General features: G+C 74.4%; 23 protein-coding genes and 1 pseudogene. 7 read left to right on the top strand and 17 right to left on the bottom strand.

The features are described from left to right. Positions 1 to 95: 95 nt before the first annotated feature. Positions 96 to 785: a GntR family transcriptional regulator gene (locus tag AB7J25_RS04870; protein WP_428505450.1), complete on the bottom strand. Its 690-nt coding sequence runs from the start codon at positions 783 to 785 to the stop codon at positions 96 to 98. Positions 786 to 841: 56 nt separating this feature from the next. Further along, positions 842 to 1,315: a hypothetical protein gene (locus tag AB7J25_RS04865; RefSeq protein ID WP_428505448.1), complete on the bottom strand. Its 474-nt coding sequence runs from the start codon at positions 1,313 to 1,315 to the stop codon at positions 842 to 844. Positions 1,316 to 1,404: 89 nt separating this feature from the next. On the opposite strand from AB7J25_RS04865, the gene AB7J25_RS04860 reads away from it, so the two are divergent. Beyond that, entirely contained in the window at positions 1,405 to 2,328 is a 924-nt protein-coding gene (locus tag AB7J25_RS04860) for a 1,4-dihydroxy-2-naphthoyl-CoA synthase (RefSeq protein WP_428505446.1), read from the top strand. Positions 2,329 to 2,853: 525 nt separating this feature from the next. On the opposite strand, the gene AB7J25_RS04855 is transcribed toward AB7J25_RS04860, so the two are convergent. Both AB7J25_RS04855 and AB7J25_RS04850 read right to left on the bottom strand, forming a co-directional pair. Continuing rightward, positions 2,854 to 3,117, bottom strand: a complete 264-nt coding sequence (locus tag AB7J25_RS04855; RefSeq protein WP_428505444.1) for a hypothetical protein — start codon at positions 3,115 to 3,117, stop codon at positions 2,854 to 2,856. Between the two features lie 98 nt (positions 3,118 to 3,215). After that, positions 3,216 to 3,755 carry a hypothetical protein gene (locus tag AB7J25_RS04850; protein WP_428505442.1) on the bottom strand — a complete coding sequence of 180 codons (540 nt, stop codon included), beginning with the start codon at positions 3,753 to 3,755 and terminating at the stop codon, positions 3,216 to 3,218. Between the two features lie 158 nt (positions 3,756 to 3,913). On the opposite strand from AB7J25_RS04850, the gene AB7J25_RS04845 reads away from it, so the two are divergent. Genes AB7J25_RS04845 through AB7J25_RS04835 form a run of 3 tightly spaced genes read left to right on the top strand, consistent with a single transcriptional unit; the run spans position 3,914 to position 7,340 of the window. Then, on the top strand, positions 3,914 to 5,083 hold the full coding sequence (locus AB7J25_RS04845) for an AMP-binding protein (protein WP_428505440.1): 1,170 nt from the start codon (positions 3,914 to 3,916) through the stop codon (positions 5,081 to 5,083). A 40-nt stretch (positions 5,084 to 5,123) separates the two neighbouring features. After that, positions 5,124 to 6,434: a hypothetical protein gene (locus tag AB7J25_RS04840; RefSeq protein ID WP_428505438.1), complete on the top strand. Its 1,311-nt coding sequence runs from the start codon at positions 5,124 to 5,126 to the stop codon at positions 6,432 to 6,434. A gap of 27 nt (positions 6,435 to 6,461) precedes the next feature. After that, complete coding sequence (locus AB7J25_RS04835; RefSeq protein WP_428505436.1) at positions 6,462 to 7,340, top strand: 1,4-dihydroxy-2-naphthoate polyprenyltransferase; 879 nt, start codon at positions 6,462 to 6,464, stop codon at positions 7,338 to 7,340. Here AB7J25_RS04835 and AB7J25_RS04830 read toward each other — a convergent pair. Continuing rightward, the gene (locus AB7J25_RS04830; RefSeq protein ID WP_428505434.1) at positions 7,302 to 7,646 is read right to left on the bottom strand and encodes a DUF4229 domain-containing protein; all 345 of its coding nucleotides are present in this window, start codon (positions 7,644 to 7,646) and stop codon (positions 7,302 to 7,304) included. The genes AB7J25_RS04835 and AB7J25_RS04830 overlap by 39 nt on opposite strands. A gap of 58 nt (positions 7,647 to 7,704) precedes the next feature. Here AB7J25_RS04830 and AB7J25_RS04825 point away from each other — a divergent pair, with 58 nt between their 5' ends. Together AB7J25_RS04825 and AB7J25_RS04820 are read left to right on the top strand one after the other, a co-directional pair. Beyond that, positions 7,705 to 7,959: a BldC family transcriptional regulator gene (locus tag AB7J25_RS04825; RefSeq protein WP_428505432.1), complete on the top strand. Its 255-nt coding sequence runs from the start codon at positions 7,705 to 7,707 to the stop codon at positions 7,957 to 7,959. Between the two features lie 23 nt (positions 7,960 to 7,982). Then, the gene (locus AB7J25_RS04820; RefSeq protein WP_428505430.1) at positions 7,983 to 8,192 is read left to right on the top strand and encodes a hypothetical protein; all 210 of its coding nucleotides are present in this window, start codon (positions 7,983 to 7,985) and stop codon (positions 8,190 to 8,192) included. A gap of 9 nt (positions 8,193 to 8,201) precedes the next feature. Here the strand turns inward: AB7J25_RS04820 and AB7J25_RS04815 are convergent. The 12 genes and pseudogenes from AB7J25_RS04815 to AB7J25_RS04760 form a co-directional block, all read right to left on the bottom strand. Then, positions 8,202 to 9,125, bottom strand: a pseudogene (locus tag AB7J25_RS04815) (MinD/ParA family ATP-binding protein); the annotation flags it as partial. A gap of 999 nt (positions 9,126 to 10,124) precedes the next feature. Then, entirely contained in the window at positions 10,125 to 11,042 is a 918-nt protein-coding gene (gene ccsB / locus AB7J25_RS04810) for a c-type cytochrome biogenesis protein CcsB (RefSeq protein WP_428505428.1), read from the bottom strand. Further along, positions 11,039 to 12,667, bottom strand: coding sequence for a cytochrome c biogenesis protein ResB (resB, locus tag AB7J25_RS04805; protein ID WP_428505426.1), 1,629 nt, complete (start codon positions 12,665 to 12,667; stop codon positions 11,039 to 11,041). The genes ccsB and resB overlap by 4 nt, the downstream gene beginning before the upstream one ends. A gap of 48 nt (positions 12,668 to 12,715) precedes the next feature. After that, complete coding sequence (locus AB7J25_RS04800; protein WP_428505424.1) at positions 12,716 to 13,489, bottom strand: cytochrome c biogenesis CcdA family protein; 774 nt, start codon at positions 13,487 to 13,489, stop codon at positions 12,716 to 12,718. A 236-nt stretch (positions 13,490 to 13,725) separates the two neighbouring features. Further along, positions 13,726 to 14,310: a TlpA family protein disulfide reductase gene (locus AB7J25_RS04795; RefSeq protein ID WP_428505422.1), complete on the bottom strand. Its 585-nt coding sequence runs from the start codon at positions 14,308 to 14,310 to the stop codon at positions 13,726 to 13,728. Further along, entirely contained in the window at positions 14,307 to 14,975 is a 669-nt protein-coding gene (locus AB7J25_RS04790; protein ID WP_428505537.1) for a histidine phosphatase family protein, read from the bottom strand. Before AB7J25_RS04790 ends, AB7J25_RS04795 begins: the two co-directional genes overlap by 4 nt. An 80-nt stretch (positions 14,976 to 15,055) precedes the next feature. Beyond that, complete coding sequence (gene hemL, locus AB7J25_RS04785; protein ID WP_428505420.1) at positions 15,056 to 16,381, bottom strand: glutamate-1-semialdehyde 2,1-aminomutase; 1,326 nt, start codon at positions 16,379 to 16,381, stop codon at positions 15,056 to 15,058. A gap of 55 nt (positions 16,382 to 16,436) precedes the next feature. Further along, on the bottom strand, positions 16,437 to 17,120 hold the full coding sequence (locus tag AB7J25_RS04780; protein WP_428505418.1) for a hypothetical protein: 684 nt from the start codon (positions 17,118 to 17,120) through the stop codon (positions 16,437 to 16,439). Between the two features lie 27 nt (positions 17,121 to 17,147). Next, positions 17,148 to 17,933 (bottom strand): hypothetical protein, encoded by a 786-nt coding sequence (locus AB7J25_RS04775; RefSeq protein WP_428505417.1) that lies wholly within the window; start codon positions 17,931 to 17,933, stop codon positions 17,148 to 17,150. A 67-nt stretch (positions 17,934 to 18,000) separates the two neighbouring features. Beyond that, positions 18,001 to 18,975, bottom strand: coding sequence for a porphobilinogen synthase (gene hemB / locus AB7J25_RS04770; RefSeq protein WP_428505415.1), 975 nt, complete (start codon positions 18,973 to 18,975; stop codon positions 18,001 to 18,003). A gap of 124 nt (positions 18,976 to 19,099) precedes the next feature. After that, positions 19,100 to 19,795 carry a class I SAM-dependent DNA methyltransferase gene (locus AB7J25_RS04765; protein WP_428505413.1) on the bottom strand — a complete coding sequence of 232 codons (696 nt, stop codon included), beginning with the start codon at positions 19,793 to 19,795 and terminating at the stop codon, positions 19,100 to 19,102. A 163-nt stretch (positions 19,796 to 19,958) separates the two neighbouring features. Next, a complete protein-coding gene (locus AB7J25_RS04760; protein WP_428505411.1) occupies positions 19,959 to 20,603 on the bottom strand; it encodes a DUF402 domain-containing protein in 645 nt (214 codons plus the stop codon). Positions 20,604 to 20,775: 172 nt separating this feature from the next. On the opposite strand from AB7J25_RS04760, the gene AB7J25_RS04755 reads away from it, so the two are divergent. Further along, complete coding sequence (locus AB7J25_RS04755; protein ID WP_428505409.1) at positions 20,776 to 22,254, top strand: serine/threonine-protein kinase; 1,479 nt, start codon at positions 20,776 to 20,778, stop codon at positions 22,252 to 22,254. The last annotated feature ends 23 nt before the right edge of the window (positions 22,255 to 22,277 follow it).

The raw sequence follows: 22,277 nt of genomic DNA, 5'->3' as shown, positions 1-22,277 counted from the left end.
CAGTCGCCATCGTGGTCCCTTCGTCGTTGGAGGGGGCAGCCCGAGGAGTGACATGTAGCATGCCACTCTCGCCGGGATCTGGCGATCCGAGTCCGTCAGGGAGCCGTCCAGCCGAGATCGACGTCCACCGCCGCACCCGCCTCCTGCGCGATCAGGAGCTCCGCGGTGTGCAGCACGTGCGCGCGCATCGCCGTGGCCGCCCCGTCCGCGTCGCCCGCCTCCACCCGCTCCAGCACCGCCGTGTGCTCCGCGACGATGTCGGCGAGACCGCGCGACGACCCGGCCGTCGACACGCCGCGGCGCAGCACCATGTCGCGCAGCCCGTCCACGACCCCGGCCAGCCGGGTGTTCCCCGACGCCTCCAGCAGCACCGCGTGGAAGCGCCGGTCGTGCTCCCACATCCGGAACTCGTCCTCGGCGCGCGCTGCCCGCTCCATCGCCTGGTGCACCCGGCGCAGCTCGCGCCGGCCCGCGGCGTCGAGGAGCGTGCACGCCCGGCGCGTCGCCGGCGGCTCCAGCAGCAGGCGCAGCGCGAAGACCTCCTCGAGGTCGTGCAACGACGTCTGCAGCACCCGCACGCCCCGGTTGCGCTCGAACCGCACCATCCCGTGCTGCGCCATCTTGATCAACGCCTCGCGCACGGGAGTGCGCGAGACGCCGAGTTGGGTGGCGAGCGTCTGCACCGAGTGCAGCGTGCCGGGCTGGAGCTCCCCGGTGATCACCGCCGTGCGCAACGCGTCGAAGACCTGCGCGTTGACCGTCTCGGACTGCCGGACCGGTCTCACGACAGCGGACCGTGGCACCGCGCCCCGCCGTGGTCAACCCGCGAGGACCGTCCCGGTCATCCGACCCCGAACGCGAGCGCGTCGTACGGCACCTCGATGTGCGACGGCTGCGCGGACAGCGCGTCGTAGTCGGCCTGCGAGCACATCCCCAGCGGCGCCGGGTACGTCGGGCCGTGCGGCACGATCCGGCCCTGGAAGCTCACCACGTCCCCGTCACGCACCGTGTACGGCGACTCACCCGAACCGACGAGCGTGACCCAGACGCGGCCGCCGACCAGATCCAGCCAGAACCCCTCGTCCGCGGCCACGTGGTCGACCCGCACGCCCTGGGCCGCCACCTCCTCGCCCGCCATCTGCGTCATCTGCGCGACGTTCTGGATCTGCACGTCGTCGGGGATCGCGGTGAGCGTCTGGCCCGAAGGGGGCGCCGTTGTCGCGGTGTTGCTGCAGCCGATCAACCCCAACACGATCAGCCCGGCGAGGCCGAGCAGGAGCACCGTGGAGACACCGCCGCCTGACTGGTTCGCCATGATGCCCCCCGAATGGGTGTCACGCTTACGGTACCCAGCAGGTCGGAGTGGCAAATCCTGCTGCGGGAGGCACCTCTAGGGTCCACCGCATGAGCACGTCCGAGCCGTCCACGAGCCCGTCCGCGCTGTTCGACCCCACCGCCTGGCGCGCCGTCGAGGGCCTCGACTTCGCCGACATCACCTACCACCGCGCCGTCGACACCGGCGCGGTACGCATCGCCTTCGACCGGCCGGAGGTCCGCAACGCCTTCCGCCCCGGCACCGTCGACGAGCTGTACACCGCCCTCGACCACGCCCGGAAGACCCCGGACGTCGGCTGCGTGCTCCTCACCGGCAACGGTCCGTCCCCCCGCGACGGTGGCTGGGCGTTCTGCTCGGGCGGCGACCAGCGCATCCGCGGACGCACCGGCTACCAGTACGCCTCGGGTGACACCGCCGAGACGGTCGACAGGGGCCGGGCGGGGCGGCTGCACATCCTGGAGTGCCAGCGGCTCATCCGGTTCATGCCCAAGGTCGTCATCGCGGTCGTCAACGGGTGGGCGGCGGGCGGTGGGCACTCGCTGCACGTCGTCGCCGACCTGACGCTGGCCAGCGCCGAACACGCCCGGTTCAAGCAGACCGACGCCGACGTCGGCTCCTTCGACGGCGGGTACGGCTCGGCCTACCTCGCCCGCCAGGTCGGGCAGAAGTTCGCCCGGGAGATCTTCTTCCTCGGCCGCGCCTACACCGCCGAGGAGATGCACCACATGGGCGCGGTCAACGCCGTCGTCCCGCACGCGGTGCTGGAGGCTACCGCGCTGCAGTGGGCGCGGGAGATCAACGGCAAGTCGCCCCAGGCGCAGCGCATGCTCAAGTACGCGTTCAACCTGCTCGACGACGGGCTGGTCGGGCAGCAGCTCTTCGCGGGCGAGGCCACGCGCATGGCGTACATGACCGACGAGGCGGTCGAGGGGCGCGACGCGTTCCTGCAGAAGCGGGAGCCGGACTTCTCGCCCTACCCGTGGCACTACTGACGGCCGACGTTCACTTGGTCGGGCTGCCCAGCCGGAACAGTTTCTGAGCTCGGCGGCCCGTCCGAGGCGGCGCGTCGTGCGAGGGCTCCCCGGCGACACGGCGGCCCGATCCGGGCGGCCCGTGCCCGCAGCCGGGCGGTCCGCGACGAGGCCCGAAGCCGGGCGGTCCGCGCCCACGCGCGTCGCCGGCACCGACCACCGAACCGGGCCGCAACCGACCGCGGCGGGCAGCTTCGCAGGCTTTCCGCATGCTTCGCAGGGGCTGCGGCCAGTGCGAGGCGTGCCCGGTCCCTGCGAGGGAGGCGGGCGGCCGGGGCGGGGGACTGCCGGTCAGCGGCCCGCCCACTGTGGTGGGCGGTCGCCCGCTGGTCCGGTTGCCGCCGCAAGCTGATCTTTCGAGGCGACGCCGAGTCGACCAGATCCGGCCGCTGCGACAGGCGGCCACCGCGTTGGGCGCAAGCGCCGCACACGGACACGAACAACCGGCACCGCCTGGAGTGTGCGCGACCGATCGCGGCCCACGCCTCAGCGACGGTGGCGCGGCCAGACGATCACTGCCGTCGCCAGCAGGGCGAGGCAGAACACGACGGTGCCGACGACGATGTCGCCCGCGTGCACGCCGTGGCCGTCGCTGACGCTGTAGAGCACGGGGCCGATCCGGGTGGTGGCCGCGTTGCCGAGCACGACGAACGCCGCGCCGCCCCAGACGAGCGCGACCAGCACCAGCTTGCCGAGGCTGGGCCAGCCCACGGGACGCGGATGCGGCGCATCCGGCTCGACCTGAAGCACCGGGACAGTCTACCGAGCCGGTCACCGAGCGTCGCCGGCCCGATCACCGGACGGAGGGTCGGCAGCGGGGTCGTCGCCGCCACGTGCCGGCCGCGCGGTCACCCAGCGAGGCCGATCGGGGCGAACGCCACGGTCGGGGCGGCCGGTCCGGACGGCCGCGGGCGCCGGATCGCCGGGGCGAACGCCACGGTCGGGGCGGCCGGCCATGAGGGCCGCGGGCGCCGGATCGCCGGGGCGAACGCCACGGTCGGGGCGTCGAGCCCGGGCGACCGGGGGCGGTGGCGGTCGGGTCCGTACCACCCGCCCGGCACGGGACGACCCGGGTCGCCCACGGCCCACCCGTGCGGCACGCCTGAACCGGCGAACGATGCGTCCTGCGCAGGTTCGTACCGCGAACGCCACAGGAACGCCACCGTCGACGGCACCGCGACGACGACCACCGCCACCGCGACGAGGGCGTCGAAGGCGTGGACGCCGTGCCGCGAGTCGATCACGTAGACGACCGGGCCGATCCGCGTGAACGCAGCCGTCCCGAGCACCACGGCCGCGCCCGCGGCCCAGACGACGACCACCGCCGCCAGTCGCCCCGCGAGCGACGGCCCCCGGTGTCCGGCGACCCACGGGCCCGTCTCGATCATGGTGGTCCCCCGGTCCGGCCCGGCCGGTCGGCGGGCCCATCACGAGGATGGCGCGCCCGCGGCACCCCGCGGCAGGGTGGCGGCCCCCGCATCGACGGGGGCCAACCCCCGCTCGACGTGCCGGCCCGGCCGGTACGGCCGCATGGCAGGCTGGTCCGGTGCGGACGATCCGGTGCGACGGTTCGCCGGACCGGATCGCGGAGCTCGTCGCGGTGCTCGACGAGGCGCTCGACGGCGGCCCACCGGTACTGGCGCTCGCCGGGTCGGCCGGACACGCGGCACCGCTGCCCGACCCGGCGCCCGGGACGGCCGCCGTCCTCGCCACGTCCGGCTCCACCGGTGAGCCGAAGCTCGTCGCCCTGCCCGCTGCGGCGCTGCGGGCGTCGGCACTCGCGACCCGGGCGCGCCTGGGCGGGCCCGCGCGCTGGCTGCTGGCGCTGCCCGCCGAGCACGTGGCGGGGCTGCAGGTGATCGTCCGCGCGCTGCTCGCCGGGGCGGCACCGGTGGTGCAGGACCTGCGCGGCGGCTTCCGCCCGGACGGGTTCGCCGCCGCGGCGGCCCGTCTCGGCCCGGGCCCGCGGTGCACGAGCCTCGTCCCGACGCAGCTGCTCCGGCTGCTCGACGACGGCGGGCCCGCCCTGACCGCGCTGCGCGGCTTCTCGGCGGTGCTCGTCGGCGGGGCTGCGCTGGATCCCCCGCTGCGGGCCCGGGCCGAGGCCGCGGGGGTCCCGCTCGTCGCGACCTACGGCATGACGGAGACCAGCGGCGGCTGCGTGTACGACGGCGTGCCGCTGGACGGCGTGCGGATCGGGCTGGTCGACGAGCGCGGCTCACCGGACGACGCACAGGGCCCCACCGGCCGGATCACCGTCGCCGGCGCGACCCTCGCCTCGGGCTATCTCGGCGACCCGGCGGCGACCGCCGCCGCCTTCGCGGACGGCCGCTTCCGCACCGGCGATCTCGGCCGCTGGGGGTCCGACGGGCGCCTGGAGGTGCTCGGTCGGGCGGACGACGTGATCGTCACGGGCGGGGAGAACGTGGCGCCCGCGGCCGTCGAGCGGATCCTCGCGGCGCAGCCCGGGGTGCGGGCGGCGTGCGTGGTCGGGGTGCCGGATGTCGAGTGGGGTCAGGTCGTCGTCGCCGCGGTGGTGCGCGACGTGCCCGCCGCGGACGACCGGCGGTTGCGTGACGCGGTCCGGGAGTCCCTCGGGCGGGCCGCGGTCCCGCGGCGGCTGCTCGACCTGCCGGACCTGCCGCTGCGCGGCATCGGGAAACCCGACCGGGCGGTGATTACGCAGATGTTCGATCAGGGTCCCCCTGACGAGTGAATACCGGCGTCGCTCGATCGGCTTGGTGACCGAGCGTTGATTGACCGCTACGAACCGGTCCGATCTCCTCGCCGCCGTGCTCACGACCTTGCTGCGGACCTCGGCCGTCCTCGCGCTGACGGCGGGCCTCGCGACCGGCCTCGCCGGCTCGTCGCACGCGGCGGACGCCGACCGCTGGTCGCCCGACCTGGGCGCCGGGCAGGGCAGCGCCGTCGTCACGGGGCCCGGCGGCGTGCGCCTCGACGCGCGCCCCGGCCGCGGCACGGAGCAGCTCGGCCTGCTGACCCTCGCCCCTCACGAGCTCACCATCCCCACCGACCGCATCCGCACGGCACTGCGCGCCGACGTCCCCGCGGGCGCCACCGCCACCGTCGACGTCCGGGGCCGGGAGGCCGGCGGCGAGTGGGGCGAGTGGGTGCCAGCAGACCCGGACGGGGAGATCGCGCTGCCCGAACCGTCGTCGCAGGTCCAGGGCCGCATCGTGCTCACCGGCGGCCCGGCGGCGGCACCGGTGGTGCGCGCCGTCGACCTGCAGGCCCGGCCCGCGGCCCGCCCGCGGATCGCGATGTCGGCGCCGCAGGTGCTGCGCTACCGCGTCTTCGCGACCCGGGAGGGGCTCGTCGGCGGCACGACCGCCAACGGCCACGTGATCACCGAGACCGACCACTTCGTCGCCCTCCCGTCCCGGCGCGCCCTCGCCCCGAAGGACACCGGCGACTACACCGTGCGCGTCTGCACCGCCCGTCGCTGCGGCTACGCGCCGGTCTGGGACGTCGGCCCGTGGAACACCCGCGACGACTACTGGAACCCCGCCGACGTCCGCCAGGAGTGGGCCGAGCTGCCGCAGGGCATGCCGCAGGCGCAGCTGGCCCACCTCGACGGGTTCAACGGCGGGCTCGACCAGTTCGGCCGCGAGGTGCTCAACCCGGCCGGCATCGACCTGTCCGACGCCTTCTTCTACGACCTCGGCCTCGACGACAACGCGTGGGTCCGGGTGGACTACCTGTGGACGGGGTCCGGGCCCCTCGGCACCGTCGGCCAGGAGCCCGTGACGGTGCGGGCCGCCGCGGACCCGGACGCGGCCGAGGTCGGCTTCGCCGGGCGCAGCGCGCGGATCCCGGCGCGGTGCCTCGTCGAGGGGCCGGACGGTCCGTGGCTGCGGATCGACGACGGGCAGTACGTCCCGGCGGGGGCCGTCAGCTGGGCGCGGCAGCCGGACGCCTGCGCCCCACAGGCGCCCGCCCCGGTCACGGTGCAGGCCGCTGTCGGAGCACCCGGGTCCGCCGCGGAGGTCCGCGCCGGGACCGAGGTGCAGGCGGGCGCACCCCCAGGGGAGGACGGCGGCGGCTGACGCCCGGCCCGGGATAGCGTCGGCATTGTGGCCACGCTCGCCGAATGGGTCCAGGGCGCCCGCCCCCGCACGCTGCCGACCGCCGTCGCGCCCGTCCTCGCGGGCACCGGCGCCGCCGTCGGGGCCGGGGCCGTCGCCCCGGGTCGCGCGCTACTGGCGCTGATCGTCTCGATCGCGCTGGTCGTCGGGGTGAACTTCGCCAACGACTACTCCGACGGCATCCGCGGCACCGACGACGTCCGCGTCGGCCCGGTGCGGCTGGTCGGATCACGGCTCGCGCGGCCGGAGGCGGTCCGCACCGCCGCCTTCGCCTGCTTCGGGGTGGCGGCGCTCGCGGGGCTGATACTGCTGGCGCTGTCCGGGCTGTGGTGGCTCGCCGCGGCCGGGGCGGCGTGCATCGCGGGCGCGTGGTTCTACACCGGCGGACGGCGGCCGTACGGGTACGCGGGGCTCGGCGAGGTGGCTGTGTTCGTGTTCTTCGGACCGGTCGCGGTGCTGGGCACGATGCTGACGCAGGCCGGGCTGGTCACGTGGTCGGCGGTGGTCGTCTCGGTGGCGGTCGGGGGGCTGACCAGCGCCGTCCTCGTCGCGAACAACCTGCGCGACATCCCCACCGACGCCCTCGCGGGCAAGCACACCCTCGCCGTGGCGCTCGGTGACGCCCGTACCCGGGTGCTGTACGTGGCGCTCGTGCTCGGCCCCCTGGCGGTGTCGGCGGTCACGGCGGGCTTCCTCGGTTGGCCGCTGCTCCTCGGGCTGCTCGCGGCACCACTGGCGGTCGGCCCGGTGCGCCGGGTGCTGGGCGGGGCGGCGGGGCGCGAGCTCATCCCCGTGCTGGCGGCGACGGGCGTGGTGCTGCTCACCTGGTCAGCCGCGACGGGCGTCGGGCTCGCCCTCGCCGGCTGATCCCGAGCCGTCCGGCCCGGTGTCGGGGTCCGGCTCGTCCCCCCGCAGCCGGGCGCGCAACTGCGCCCGCTGCTCGGTCCGCGCGGCGAGCGCGGAGTCCAGCTGCGCCCGCAACCCGCGGAACAGCACCATGGACAGCGGCAGTGCCACGATGAGCGCCACCAGCACCGCGATGAGGAGCGGTACCCCGACGAGGACCAGGACCGCGGCGGCGGCCACGACGAGCGCGATCCGGGCCAGCGTGTAGAGCGTGATCGTCCGCGCGAGCGGCGGTGGGGAAGGCGGCGCTGGCGGAGGCGCTGGCATGGTCCCAACCCTACGGCGAGTCACTGCGGACCGCGGCCGCCGCTGGCACGATGGGACCGTGACCGCACCCGGCGACCGCCTGCTCACCCCCGGCGAGGTGGCCGCGTTGTTCGGCGTCGATCCGCGGACGGTGGCGCGCTGGGCGACCTCCGGGCGGATCGGCGCGCTGCGCACGCCGGGTGGTCATCGCCGCTACCGCGAGTCCGACGTGCGGCGCCTGTTGGGCCGCCCGACAGACCCTCCGGCCCCGCCGACCGGCCGCCGGACGAGGGGGCCGAGTGATTTAACGACTGCCTCGCCCCGGCGCGGGTAACCTCGCGTTCGGAGGTGATGCACATGCTGTTCCTCGTCGCGTTCATCGGCGCCGTGGTGGTGGCGGTGGTGCTGTGGAAGGCGATGAACTCCGTGCGCGCCGACGGCCAGCCGCCTGTCGAAGGGCCCCGCCGGACCACGCGCCCGCGCGTATCCGGCCCTGACGACGACCCCGAGTTCCTGCGGCGGATCAACGAGAAGCTGCGTCGCGAGGAGCCGCCGCCCACGTCCTGAACCGCGGGATCAGCTCCGGCTCGGCTGGTTTCCGGCGAACCCGTCCGCCACTGCTGCTGCGAGTTCGAGCAGCGCGATACGGGTGTCCGGCTCCAGCCGGTCCAGGTCCACCTCCGCCCCCTCCTCCAGGTGCGGATCGAACGGAATCCGGACCACGGCGCGGCAGCGTGCCCCGAAGTGCTCCGCCACCCGTGCGAGGTGCACCGGCCCGTGGCGGCGGTGCACCGAGTTGATGACGGCCACCCCGTTCCTCACGAGATCGGCGTGGCCGTGCGCGTCGAGCCAGTCCATGGTGGCCGAGGCGCTGCGGGCACCGTCGATCGAGCCGGAGGAGACGATCACCAACTGGTCGGCGATCCCGAGCACCCCGTACATCGCGGAGTGCATGAGGCCGGTGCCGCAGTCGGTGAGCACGATGTTGTAGAAGTGCTCGAGCAGCGTGATCGTGCGGCGGTAGTCGTCATCGCTGAACGCCTCCGAGACCGCGGGATCCTGCTCGCTGGCCAGCACCTCCAGCCGCGACGCGCCCTGCGAGGTGTAGGCGCGCACGTCGGTGTAGCGCCGCACGCGCTGCGCGTCGCGCAGCAGGTGGCGCACGGTGGCGCTGGTCTCCAGCGGGATCTTCTGGCTGAGCGTGCCGCGGTCCGGGTTCGCATCCACGGCGATGACGCGGTCGCCGCGCATCGAGGCGAAGGTCGCCCCGAGGGTGGCGGTGATGGTGGTCTTGCCGACGCCGCCCTTGAGGCTCAGCATCGCGATCTTGTAGGAGCCCAGCAGCGGGGCGTTGACGCGCGCGGTGAGCTCACGACGGCGGCGCTCGGCAGGGCTCTCCCCCGGGTTGATCGTGCGCCCGGACAGCCGGTACACCCAGTAGCGCCATCCGGACTGCGGCACCCGCTTGCTGCGGCGCAGCAGCCGTTCCGTCGACAGGTCGGGCGGCACGTCCAGCGCCGGCGGCGCGGACGGCCGCGGCGCGGCGGGCCTGATGTCCGGCCTGTCGAAGTCCCACATCTCCCTGGCCGCGGCACGCTCGGCGTGGCCACCGTCGCGGGCGCGTGGCGTGCCGTTGACGCCGCGGGCGTCGGTGCGACGGTTGCGGTCCTCGTCGCGGGGTCTGCCGACCGGCCGCTCGGGCCCGGTGCGGCGCGCTGTCCCGGGCGTCACCCTGCGGGAGCGGGGCCAGTCGTCCGTAGCGCGGCGGTGTTCGGTCGGGTGGTGCTGGGTCGGGTGGTGATCGGCCGGGCGGTGCCGGTCGCCGGGCCGTGGGCGGGCGGTGTTCGGGGACGGTGCGGCCGGTGCGCCGGCGGCTTCCCCGGTGGGCTCGTCGGCCGCGTCGTCGGCGGTCGGGCCGGTGGCGGGCGCGGCAGGACCGGGCGTGGACGCAGCAGGACCGGGCGCGGGCGCGGCAGGACCGGGCGTGGACGCAGCAGGACCGGGCGTGGGCGCAGCAGGACCAGGCGTGGGCGCAGCAGGACCAGGCGTGGGCGCAGCCGCCTGGTCAGGGGCGGGCGCAGCGGGCGGGCCGGGCGCGGGGGCGGTGGGAGTGCCGATCGGGTCGGTCAGCTGGTCCGCCGGCGCCGGGGTGGGCGAGCCGATCGGGTCGGACGGCCGCTCGCCCGCCGCCGGGGCGGGCGACGGCGCGGGGGTCTGCGCAGGAGGCGCCGCGGGCTCGGAGCCCGGCTCGACGTCGGTCTCGACCTCGGGTGCTTCCGAGGACGCCGTCCGGGCGAGCGTGTCGGCGTACGTGTCGTGGGCGGGCTCGTCCGCGCGCTCCGGTACCCGGTCCCGCGGCGCCGCACCCCAGCGTTCCCGCACGTACCGGCCCACCGACCCGTCCGGGAAGTCCCCGGCCCCTCGCTCCGTCATCGGCACTCCTCTCGCCGACGACGGTAGTCGTGCCACCTGCTGCGGTCGAGCGGGCACCCGGCGTCGTCAGATGCCTGCGTAGGAGTGCAACCCGGCGACGACCATGTTGATGAAGAACAGGTTGAACGCGATGACCAGGAACCCGGCGACGTTGATCCACGCGGCGGGGGCGGTGCGCCAGCCCGCCGTGGCGCGTGCGTGCAGGTAGGCAGCGTAGACGACCCACGCGACGAAGGCGACCGTCTCCTTCGGGTCCCACCCCCAGAAGCGTCCCCAGGCGGCCTCAGCCCAGATCGCGCCCGCGATGACGGCAAAGGTGTAGACCGGGAACGCGACGATCGTCACGCGGTAGGCGAGCCGGTCCAGCACGTCCGCCGCCGGCAGCCACGGGGCACGGCCGGTGCGCCGCACGAGGTAGAGCAGGCTCGCGACGCCCGCGACGAGCAGCATCCCCGAGGACAGGCAGATCGTCGTCACGTGTACCACGAGCCAGTACGACTGCAGCGCAGGCTGCACGGGCGCGGCCTGCGCGTAGAGGACGGTGCCGGCCAGGAACATCAGCACGACGACGGGGAGCAGCAGGAACGGCCCCGCCGCGACCAAGCGGGCCGCGTCCTCGGCCGGCCTGCGTGCCGCACGGCGCAGCATCACGAGCCATGCGACCACGGCGGCGAGGCAGATCGCCGAGGTGAACTCGTACATGTTGCCCAGCGGCCAGCGTGCTGTGGCGTACCCGCGGGCGGCCAGCGACCCGAGGTGCAGCACCGCGCCGAGCACCACCAAGGCCACGGCCATGCGCCCGAACCGGGCCGCCTGCGGCACGGGCGCGGGGGCCTCGCCGGGGGCGCCCGCCGGGACCGGGACGCGGCGGCCTGCCGCCAGCGCGTACTGCGCGCTGTGGAAGATCAGCGCCAGCACGTAGACGCCGACCGTGGCCATGAAGAGGCGGTCGCTGAGGAGCGAGAGGGTCGGGTCGGCGGTCATCGCGACTCCTGGACGTCGGGTTCTCCGGTACGAGAGGCACCCTCGTCCGCTTCGTGCGTACGAGGGTGCCGCTCGTACCGCACCGTGGCGCCGCTCCCGAGCAGCTCCCGGGCCAGCCGCTCGAACTCCTCGCCGTACCCCGCCCGGTCCGTGCGCGCGAGCCCGCCCAGCTCGACGTCCGTGCGCTGCGGCCCGGCCGGGGTGAGCCGCACCCAGAACCGCCGCCGCCGCACGGCCAGCGACACGGCCAGCCCGCCGAGCGCGAGGACGGCGAACACGAGCACCGCGAGCTGCCCCGGATCGTGGCTGACCTGCAGCGACGCCCATTCGCGTACCCCGTCGAACCGGACGGTGGTGCCGTCGTCGAGGCGGACCTCCTGGCCCGGGGTGAGGTTGGCCCGCGCGACCCGCGCCAGCGCGCCGGACTCGACCTGCTCGGCGGACACCGTGAAGATCGACTGGCCGCGGCCGTCGTCGAGTCCGAGATCGCCGCGCAGGACGTCCACCGCCACCTCGGGGTTGCGCAGCTCCGGGAACACGCTGGTGACGATCTTCCCGCCGGAGCTCGTCGGCGCGAACAGGCCCGTGATCGCGAGCTGGGACGTCCGGCGCTGCTCGGCGTCGTCCAGGCCGGGGCGGGTGAACTTGGTGGCGCCCTCCGACAGCAGCGTCACGGGATCGACCGGCCGCCACTGGATCTCACCGGTGCGCTGCTGTCCATCCGGCCACGTGACAGTGAAGCGGGGTGCGTAGCCGTGGCCGAGCAGGTAGACCCGCGAGCCGTCCAGCCGCAGCGGGCTGTTGACCTCCAGCGCGTAGGGCCGCCACGTGGACACTCCCGCGGCGAGATCCTCGGCGGTCTGGTAGCCGACATCGGCCTTGAAGGCGTCGGCCTGGCCGGTGGGCAGGTAGTCGGCGGCGAAGCGGTCCAGGCGGACGCAGAACGGGTCCAGCTCGGTGCCGTCCACGCGCAGGCCCGCGCGGAAGGAGTCGTAGCCGAGGATGCCGGTGTTGCAGAACTGCTGGCCGGTGAGCACGATCACCTGGCCCGAGTACCCGAACAGCTTCCCGACGGCGAATGCCACCAGCAGGCCGACGAGGCTGATGTGGAACACGAGGTTGCCCAGCTCCCGCAGCGATCCGCGCTCGGCGGAGAGCCCGTCCTCGCGCTCGGCGACGCGCCAGCCACGCAGCAGCCCCCGCACGCGGCCCGCCACCTCCTCGCATGGGGCATCCAGGGTGGCGGTGGCGTGGTGGGGCAGCCGCCCGAGGTTGCGCGGCGTCGCGACGGGCGGGGTGCGCAGCGCCCGTAGCTGTTCGGCAGTACGCGGCAGCAGGCAGCCCACCAGCGACACCATCAGCAGCAGGTACACGGCCGCGAACCACGGGGCCGCGAAGACGTCGAAGAAGCCGAGGCCGTCGAGCAGCGGTGCGAGGCGGGGATGGTCGGTGTAGTAGTCCCGCACGAGCTGCGCGTTGAGGGAGTGCTGGGGCAGGAGCGCCCCCGGCAGCGCCGCGAGGGCGAGGAGGAACAGCAGCACCAGCGCCGTCCGCATGCTGGTGAGGCCGCGCCACACGTTCTGCACCCCCGCGAGTTGCGCATTCCGCAGCCGCGAGTTGCGCATCTCATCAGGCTGTGCTGCGGAATCCGTCCGCGTCGGAGTGGTCGTCACCTAGATCACCGGGACGAATCCGGAGATCGCGACCTGCAGCTGGGCCAGCAGCGCCGCCCACACACCCGTCACCAGGAGCACTCCCACGGTGACGAGCATCGCGCCGCCCGTGACCTGGATCGCGCGCGTGTGGCGGCGCAGGAACCCCAACGCCCGGACGGCCCGCGAGGCGCCGAGCGCGATGAGCACGAACGGCAACCCGAGCCCCGCGCAGTACGCCAGCGTGAGGACCACGCCGCGCAGCGACCCGCCGCCCGTCCCGGCTGCGACGGCGACGACGCCCGCGAGCGTCGGCCCGATGCACGGCACCCAGCCCAGGCCGAACACCGCGCCGAGCAGTGGCGCCCCCCAGACGCCCGCGCGCGGCACCCAGTGGACCCGCCGCTCGGTGCGCAGGACCGGCAGCAGCCCGACGAACGCCAGCCCCATCACGATCATGACGACGCCGCCGGCGCGCTGGAGGGCGAGCTCGTTGCGGACGAGTGTGTCCGAGAGCCACACGACCCCGACGAGGATCACGCCGAACACGACGGTGAACCCGGCGACGAACAGCCCCGCCGCGCCCGCCACCCGCCAGCGGCCGGACCGGGGTGCCTCGGCCTGCGTCACCGTCGCGGGTGGCGCGTCGGCGCCGACGAGCCCGGCGAGGTAGGCGAGGTAGCCCGGAACCAGCGGGACGACGCACGGCGAGGCGAAGCTGACCGCCCCGGCGAGCACGGCGACGACCGCTGCCACCAGCAGCGGGCCCGAGACCGCCAGCGCCGTCGAGTCCATCACCGTCGAGGGTAGGCGCGCGGTCGACGGGGCACCGCACCGGGTTCTACAGGTTGTAGACCGCGAGTTGCCGATCTCGTCAGGGGATGTCGCGGATCTCGTCCGAGGGAACGCGCATGTCGGCCTGATGGAATGCGCAACTCGCCGGTGCAGGATGCGGAACTCGCGGGCGCGGAATGCGGAACTCGCCGGTGCAGGATGCGGAACTCGCGGCGGCGGGATGCGCAACTCGCGGGCTACGGCGCGGCGGGTTCGGCGGCGAGCCGTTGCACGAGCGGGAGCAGCTGGGGCACGCGGATCTGGGCCAGGTACACCGCCGCCACCCGGTGCTCGCGGTCGAGCACGATCGTCGACGGCACGACGTTGCGCGGATAGCCGCGCAGGGCGAGCAGCGTCCGCCCGGCCGGGTCGAAGATCGAGTCGAAGCGGATGCCCTGGTCGCGCAGGAAGTCCCGGGCCGGGTCGGCCGCGTCGCGGACGTCGATGCCGAGCACGACGACGTCCCCCCCGTCCCCGCCCGCCTGGTCGGCGACGAACTGCAGGTCCGGCATCTCCTCCCGGCACGGCCCGCACCAGGTGCCCCAGATGTTGACCACGACGACCTTGCCCGCGTAGTCCTCGAGCCCCACGGTCTGGCCGGGCCGCTGCAGGCTCTCCCCGGTGAGCCCGGTCACGGCACCGCGAGACGACGGCGGGTCGTACAGGATCTCGGTCTTCCCACCGGGGGCGACGAACTGGAAGTCCCCGCCGGTCGCGACGGCGTCCTTGCTCGCCGAGCACCCCGCGAGGGCCAGCAGCAGGACGAGCAGGAGCGCCCTCATGCGCCGGTCTGGGTCGGGTCGCTCTCACCGGCCGGCTCGCTGTAGCGCAACCCGACGAACTCGGCGTCGGCGAACACCAGGGACGTGACCGACGCGAGCGCGCACTGGCGGTGGCGCGGATCGTGCCAGAGCCGCCTGCCGGTGAGGAAGCGTCGCAGCGTCCAGATGGGCAGCTGGTGGGACACGCAGACCGCCTCGCGCCCTTCGGCGAGCTCGCGCGCGCGGTGGACGGCCCCCAGCATGCGGTGCGCGATCTGCAGGTACGGCTCCCCCCATGACGGGGTGAACGGGTCGCGCAACTTCCACCAGTGCTCGGGGCGGCGCACGACGCCGTCCCCGATGGAGACGTCGAGACCCTCGAACAGGTTCGACGCCTCGATGAGGCCGTCGTCGGTGATGATCTCCAGCCCGTGGGAGTCGGCGATGGGCGCGGCGGTCTCCTGGGCACGCTGCATCGGGGAGACGACGAGCGCGGCGACGTCCGCCTCCTCCAGCGCCTTCGCGACGAGATCGGCCTGGTGGCGGCCGTTCGCGGACAGGCCGAAGCCGGGCAGCCGGCCGTAGAGGATCCCGGCGGGGTTGTGCACCTCGCCGTGGCGCACCACGTGCACCACCGTGCGGACGCGCTCGGCGGGCCGCTCCCCCGGCGCGACGGGCTCGGGGATCCGCGCGGTGGTGGTGGGGTCGTTCGCGACCTCGGCGGGCGCCAGCTCCTCCCCCGGCTGCAGCGGTTCGGCGGGGGTGCTCACGCGCTCGCCTCCGCGGCCGCCCGCGCGGCGGCCGGCAGCGCCGCGTCGATCGTCGCCCATGCCTCGTCGTCCAGGGCGGTGGAGACGAACCACGCCTCGAACGCGCTGGGCGGGGCGTACACGCCGCGGTCGAGCAGCGCGTGGAAGAACGCCGGGAACCGCCAGGTGTCGGCGGCCTTGGCGCCCTCGTAGTCCTGCACGTCGGACGTGGAGAAGAAGACCGAGAGCAGGTTGCCCGCGTACTGGACGCGGTGCGGGACGCCTGCGGCGGCGAGCGCGTCGGTGAGCATCCCGCCGAGCCGGGCGGCGTTCGCGTCCAGCGTGGCGTAGACGGAGTCGTCGGCGGCGCGCAGCGTGGCGAGCCCGGCGGCGACGGCGACGGGGTTCCCCGACAGCGTCCCGGCCTGGTAGACGGGCCCGGCCGGGGCGAGGTGGCCCATGAGCTCGGCCGGTCCGCCGAACGCCGCGGCGGGCAGCCCACCGGACATGACCTTGCCGAACGTGTAGAGGTGGCCCGCCACCCCGTCCAGGCCGAACCAGCCGGCGGGTGAGACGCGGAAACCCGTCATGACCTCGTCCATGACGAGCAGGGCGCCGTGGGCGTCGCACACCTCGCGCAGGCCCGCGTTGAAGCCGGGCCGCGGCGCGACCGCGCCCATGTTGCCCGCCGCCGCCTCGGTGATCACGCACGCGATCTCGCCGCCGCGCTCGGCGAAGACGGCACGCACGGCGTCCAGGTCGTTGTAGGGCAGGACGATCGTGTCCGCGGCCTGCGCTCCGGTGACGCCCGGGCTGGTGGGCAGCCCCAGCGTCGCGACGCCGGAGCCGGCCTGCGCGAGCAGCGCGTCCACGTGCCCGTGGTAGCACCCGGCGAACTTGACGACGGCCCGCCGCCCCGTGATGCCCCGGGCCAGCCGGATGGCGCTCATCGTGGCCTCGGTGCCGGAGTTGACCAGCCGCACGCGCTCGACGGGCGCCATCCGCGCGATGATCGCCTCGGCCAGCTCGATCTCGGCCTCGGTGGGCGCGCCGAACGACAGCCCGCCGCCCGCCGCCCGTCGTACCGCCTCGACGACGGCCGGATGGGCATGCCCGAGGATCATGGGCCCCCACGAGCAGACGAGATCGACGTAGCGGTTGCCGTCCGCGTCCGTCAACCAGGGACCCCGTGCCGATGCCATGAACCGGGGGGTGCCGCCGACCGCGGTGAAGGCCCGTACGGGCGAGTTGACCCCGCCCGGGATGGCCGAGGTGGCCCGGTCGAAGAGCGCGCGCGAGGTGGCCGTGCCGCTGACCGACCCGCTGACCGACGAGGTGTGCACGACCTCCAGTCTTACAGCCGCGCGGCGCCGGCAGGTGACGCGGGCGGACGAGACGTCAGCGGCGCCGGGCGGCGAAGAACCGGTTCGCGCCCGGGGTGAAGTCGAGGATCGTGCCGATCAGCGCGAAGAGAGCCGGGGCCGCGACGACGGCGAGGCCGGCGACCAGCTGCCCCCCGCCCGTGAGCGAGGGGTCCACCGCCACCCCGCCGGCCAGGCCTGCGAACACCGCGAAGCCGGTGATCAGGACGAAGACCACCGTCATGAGCGTGCCGAGGATGCGCGCCCAGTTGCGGCCCGCGAACGTCACGAACGCCAGCAGCACGAACACGAACGCCACCGCGCCGACGAAGATCGCGAGCCCGTAGAGCAGCGCGAACGGGTCCACCCCGGTGAGCTGCCGGAAATCGGCAAGCTGCTCGGCGGGCACCATCGACTGGATCGACGCGCCCGCCACCACCACCAGCACGGCACCGCCCAGGAACGGCAGGGCCGCGAGGATGTGCAGCAGCAGCGCGACGACCATCCCACCGGTGCGCCGCGCCTGCGGTTGCGGGTAGCCGTCCGGGTACTGGTCGACGGCCGGGTAGTCCGGGTAGTCGTTGCCGTACGGGTTGTACGGCTGGGCAGGCGCGGGGTACTGCGCCGTCGGCGGGTGCTGCCCGTACGGCGGCGGCTGCACCGATCCCGTCGGGACGACGACGGTCCGATCGTCCGGTCGGCCGTGCTCCGGGGTGGTCACGGCGCCACCGTAGGACCGCGCCGGGTGTCAGCGGAAGTAGCCCGCGGTGCTCGGTCTGTGGATCAGGTAGATGCCACCCGCGATCAGCGCGACCTGGCCGATCGAGAGCAGCGTCGAGATCACCGTGAACAGGTCGAAGCCGCCGAGGAGACCGAAGCCGGTCAGCGACGTGAGGATCCCGATCACCCCGAACAGCAGCGCGATGGCGCCCAGGACCGTGATCGTGATCCGGGCCCACTTCAGGCCGGCCCGCATCTGGATCAGCACGAACACCACCAGAGCGTAGATCACCAGCGAGAACAGCAGCCCGACGAGGCCCACGCCGATGCCGACCCCGCCGAACCCGCCCACCGCGGACACGATCAGCGAGGCGTAGACGATCCCGACCAGCGAACTGAGCAGGCCGACCGCCATCGCGGCGAGGAACGCGAGGAAGCCCTGGTGGACCTCCTTCGGCGGGCGGGCCTGCGCATACGCGGCCTTGACCCCGGCGACGGAGAAGTCGACCCCGGGCTTGTGCGGCGGCCCACCGGGCCCCGGCTGCTGGCCCCACCCGGGCTGGCCGCCCTGCTGGCCGTACCCCTGCTGGCCGTATCCGGGCTGGCCGCCCTGCTGGCCGTAACCCGGCGGGGCCCCGTACCCGGGCGGCTGCTGGCCGTAGCCCGGCGGGGGCCCGTACCCGGGCGGCTGCTGGCCGTAGCCCGGGGGAGGCCCGTACCCGGGCGGCTGCTGGCCGTATCCGGGCGGCTGCTGGCCGTAGCCGGGCTGCTGGCCGTAGCCCGGTTGGCCGGGCGGGTCGGACGGGGAGCTCATGGGCGGCAAACTAAGGCCGCGCACACCCGCGCGTCCATGCCGTGCGGGAGATCGTGACCAGAGGGTGTCAGTCCAGGCGGGCCGCCACCTCCGCCGCCCAGTACGTCAGCACGACGTCCGCACCCGCCCTGCGGATCCCGGTGAGCGTCTCCAGGACGATCCGCTCCCGGTCGATCCAGCCGTTCGCGGCGGCCGCCTCGATCATCGCGTACTCGCCCGACACCTGGTACGCCGCCACGGGCACGTCCGAGGCCTCGGCGACGGCGCGCAGGACGTCCAGGTAGGCCATGGCCGGCTTGACCATGACGAGATCCGCGCCCTCCTCGAGGTCGAGCGCCAGCTCGCGCAGCGACTCCCGGATCCCGGACGGGTCCTGCTGGTAGGTCTTGCGGTCGCCCCGCAGCTGCGACTCCACCGCCTCGCGGAACGGCCCGTAGAACGCCGACGCGTACTTCGCGGTGTAGGCGAGGATGCCCGCGTCCGCGTGGCCCGCGGTGTCCAGCGCCCCCCGGATCACCCCGACCTGGCCGTCCATCATCCCGCTCGGCCCGACCAGATGGGCGCCCGCCTCGACCTGCGCCACCGCCATCTCGGCGTAGACGGCCAGGGTGGCGTCGTTGTCCACCCGGCCCTGCGCGTCGAGCACGCCGCAGTGGCCGTGATCGGTGAACTCGTCGAGGCAGCAGTCCGACATGACCACGGTGTCGTCGCCGATCTCAGCACGCACGTCCCGCAGCGCCACGTTGAGCACGCCGTCCGGGTCGGTGCCCGCGCTCCCCCGCGCGTCACGCCGCGCGGGCACGCCGAAGAGCATGAGTCCTCCGACGCCCGCCGTGACGGCCTCGACCGCCGCCTTGCGCAGCGAGTCCCGCGTGTGCTGCACGACCCCCGGCATCGACGCGATCGGCACCGGGTCGGACGCGCCCTCCTTGACGAACATCGGCAACACGAGGTGGCGCGGGCGCAGGTCGGTCTCGGCGACGAGCCGCCGCAGCGCGGGGGTGGTGCGCAGCCGCCGCGGCCGGTGGGTGGGGAAGGGCATGCGGGCCAGGGTACGACCGGGTGACCCCGTGTCCCCCCGCCGCCCGCAACGCGCGACGAGTGGGTTCCCTCGTACCCGGTACGGGTGTGCCGTTCGTCGTGGTGGGCGGACCCCGTCGACGACCTCAGCCGATGGTCGGGGCCTGCCATATCGAGACGTGTGACGTGCAGTCGGCGGTGAAGGTCTGGCGGTCCCAGCCACCCCATCGGGCAGCGGGTTCGAGACCGGCGAGGGCGGCCATCAGGTCCAACTCGGCAGGCCAGGCGTAGCGCAACTCGGCCGGATAGCACGTGATACCACTCGGCCCCACCGTCACGTGTTGCGTCGTCACCCGCTGGCCCACCGGGTCATGGATCGAGCAGTCCAGACCAGCCTCGTCGAGCTCGAGATGGCGCAGGCTCACCACCTGCCGGCCCCGGCCGAAGCGGCTGGGATCGGGCACGAACGCCTCGACCAGGAACCGTCCACCGGGTGCCAGGTGTCGGGCCACAGCACGGAAGCAGCTGAGCTGGGCGTGTTGACTGGGCAGGGCGAAGAAGGTGTTGAGCACCACGAACACCAGCGAGAACCGCTCACCCACGTCGAAGTCGGTGAAATCGCCGATGCTCACCGCAACCTGCTCCCCACCCGGCTTGACCCGCAGGCGATCCACCATCGCGGGGGACGCGTCGATGCCGTGAACCGGCACCCCCCGAGCAGCCAGGGGCAACGCCAGCCGACCGGTCCCGATCCCCAGCTCCAGCACCGGTCCGGCACCGGCCAACTCGGCCAACAGCTCCACCTGCCCCGCCCCGACCTCGGGATGGCGCTGGTCGTACACGTCAGCGATACGTTCGCCGTAGGTGTCGGCCCTGTAGTCCTTCATACTGATCATCCTGGTCGGATCCGCAGCGCCTTGCGACCGGATCCACGTCGCGCCAGCCCGTTCCCGACCGCCCGCGACCGGCGATCCCGCCCCGGCGGAGCAGGCGTGGACCGGGCGGTCAGTAGTCCGCGACGAGATCCGCCGGCAGCTCCGGCAGCGGCCACCCGGGCTCGGGGTCCCACCGCTCCCAGCCGTCGCAGAACGGCGCGGTCCACGCCTCGATCTCCCGCAGGGCGTCGTGCGCGTCCGCGACGTACGAGTCGGCCTGGGCCCGGGTGAAGCGGCCGGCCACGACGGCGCCCTCCAGCTCGTCGAGGTCCTTCCACTCGACGCGGCGTTGCGGGTCGACCACCAGGTCGACGACGCGGTCGTCGCTGACGACACCCCGCTCGTCGCGCCGCTGCGGCGCTTCGAGGTTCACATACCAGCGCAGGTAGTCGCGGCTGTCGTCACGGAAGATCCACACCGACCACGGCCGGGCCCGGGGTGCGATCCGCAGGCTGCCGTACCCGTGCCAGACGTCGCGGCGCAGCGCCCGGCCGTGGCGGAACATCTCGTGCGGCCCGACCGACCGCACCTCACGGCCGTCCGGCAGCACCGGTCGCAACAGCGGCGTGCCGCCGGGCAGCCAGGCGACCAGCTGCCGCGGCCCGTCCTCCACCACCCGCAGCGGGGCGACGGAGTGCCGGTAGCGCCACAGGATCGTCGAGCCGGGCACGAAATACGGCCCCCCACCGGGCGGCCGCGGTTCGGTGGCCGGCAACGACTCCTCCCGATGCTTCCTCGCGGGCGCCCCACGGCCGACGAAATCGGCATCGGCGACCCCGCTGGTTCGCCTACCGTGGACGTTCGGTCGAGTCTCGCACCCGCCCGCCCCTCGTTCGCCGACCGGGGCGGACGGATGAGAGGCTCGCACCGTCGAGGGGGGTGTGCGTGTGGCGGAACAGTTCGGCCCGTACCGCCTCGAGGCGCTTCTGGGGCGCGGCGGCATGGGCGAGGTGCACCGCGCGTACGACACGGTGCGCCACCGCACGGTCGCGCTGAAGCGGCTGCCCGTCGAGCGGGCGGACGATCCCGAGTTCCAGGCCCGCTTCCGCCGCGAGTCGGCGCTCGCCGCGCAGCTGTCCGAGCCGCACATCATCCCGATCCACGACTTCGGTGAGATCGACGGCCAGCTCTACATCGACATGCGGCTGGTGGAAGGCACCGACCTCGCCTCGGTCGTCGCGAGGGGCGGGCCGATGTCGCCCCGCCGCGCCGTCGGCATCCTCGGGCAGGTCGCCTCGGCGCTCGACGCAGCGCACGCGGACGGCCTGGTCCATCGGGACGTCAAGCCGTCGAACGTGATCGTGCGGGGCCTCGACGAGGACGAGTTCGCCTATCTCATCGACTTCGGGATCGCCTGGTCAGCGACCGGGTCGTCGAGCAGCGCGCAGCTCACCGCAGCGGGTGCGACGGTCGGGACCCTGGACTACATGGCGCCCGAGCGGTTCGCCGGCACGGCGATCGACGGGCGTGCCGACGTCTACTCGCTGGCCTGCGTGCTCTTCGAGCTGCTGACCGGCCGCCCGCCGTTCCCGGGGCTTTCGACCTTGGCCCTGCTGCACGCGCACGTCGCGGTCGAGCCGCCACGGCCGTCGACGGTCCGGGCCGACCTGCCGCCCGGGCTCGACGCCGTCGTGCTCCGCGGGATGGCCAAGGAGCCGGCCCACCGCTACGCGACGGCCGGTGAGCTCGTCGCCGCGGCCCGCGCCGCGTTGCGCCTGCACACGCCACCGCCCGGCGCGCCGCGTGCGCTCCCCACGCCGCCCCCCGGCCGGCGCGTCTCGTCGTCGGGTGCACTCTCCGCGCCCTCGCGCGGCGCACCGGGCGTCTCGCCACAGGGCGGGCCGCCCGGCCCGCCGCACGTCCGCTACCCGCCGCCGGGGTCGGTGCCGCCGCCGCGGGGGGTGCAGGCGGGACCCGTGCCGTCGAGGCCGCCGCTCTCCACGGGGCCCGCCCCGCCCGAGCTCCTCGTCGCGCTGCTCCTGCAGGCGGCCGCCGTGGTGGTGGGCCTGGTCGTCGTGGCGGTCGCGCTGGACAAGGAGTCGACCACCGACATCGGCCCCGTCGGCAACGTGCTCGCCGCGTTCGTGGGGGCCGCCGTCGTGATCTCGGTGGCGTGGGTGCCGTACCTCGTGTTCGGCCTGCTCACCTTCCGCGGCCGGAACTGGGCCCGCATCGTCATCACGGTGATGAGCGCGCTGTGGACGGTCGGTCTGGTGGTAGCGGTGACCGCCGGCATCGAGGCGGTCGCGGCGACGGTGGTGCAGGCCGTCATGCTCGTGGCGAGCATCGTCCTGCCCTTCACGCCGCGCGCGAACCGCTACTTCGCCGCGGTCGAGCAGCAGCGGCTGGCCCGGATCCCGCGCTGACCCAGCGAATGGTCAAGGTGCGC

It is taken from the genome of Pseudonocardia sp. (assembly GCF_050246655.1).
GTDB lineage: Bacteria > Actinomycetota > Actinomycetes > Mycobacteriales > Pseudonocardiaceae > Pseudonocardia.
This window is presented reverse-complemented; position numbering and strand designations above follow the sequence as displayed.

Coding starts and splice junctions, on each gene's coding strand:
- AB7J25_RS04865 (WP_428505448.1), bottom strand. CDS start 1,315: ATGGCGAACCAGTCAGGCGGCGGTGTCTCCACGGTGCTCCTGCTCGGC.
- AB7J25_RS04860 (WP_428505446.1), top strand. CDS start 1,405: ATGAGCACGTCCGAGCCGTCCACGAGCCCGTCCGCGCTGTTCGACCCC.
- AB7J25_RS04850 (WP_428505442.1), bottom strand. CDS start 3,755: ATGATCGAGACGGGCCCGTGGGTCGCCGGACACCGGGGGCCGTCGCTC.
- AB7J25_RS04830 (WP_428505434.1), bottom strand. CDS start 7,646: ATGCCAGCGCCTCCGCCAGCGCCGCCTTCCCCACCGCCGCTCGCGCGG.
- AB7J25_RS04820 (WP_428505430.1), top strand. CDS start 7,983: ATGCTGTTCCTCGTCGCGTTCATCGGCGCCGTGGTGGTGGCGGTGGTG.
- ccsB (WP_428505428.1), bottom strand. CDS start 11,042: ATGACCGCCGACCCGACCCTCTCGCTCCTCAGCGACCGCCTCTTCATG.
- resB (WP_428505426.1), bottom strand. CDS start 12,667: ATGCGCAACTCGCGGCTGCGGAATGCGCAACTCGCGGGGGTGCAGAAC.
- AB7J25_RS04800 (WP_428505424.1), bottom strand. CDS start 13,489: ATGGACTCGACGGCGCTGGCGGTCTCGGGCCCGCTGCTGGTGGCAGCG.
- AB7J25_RS04795 (WP_428505422.1), bottom strand. CDS start 14,310: ATGAGGGCGCTCCTGCTCGTCCTGCTGCTGGCCCTCGCGGGGTGCTCG.
- AB7J25_RS04775 (WP_428505417.1), bottom strand. CDS start 17,933: ATGAGCTCCCCGTCCGACCCGCCCGGCCAACCGGGCTACGGCCAGCAG.
- hemB (WP_428505415.1), bottom strand. CDS start 18,975: ATGCCCTTCCCCACCCACCGGCCGCGGCGGCTGCGCACCACCCCCGCG.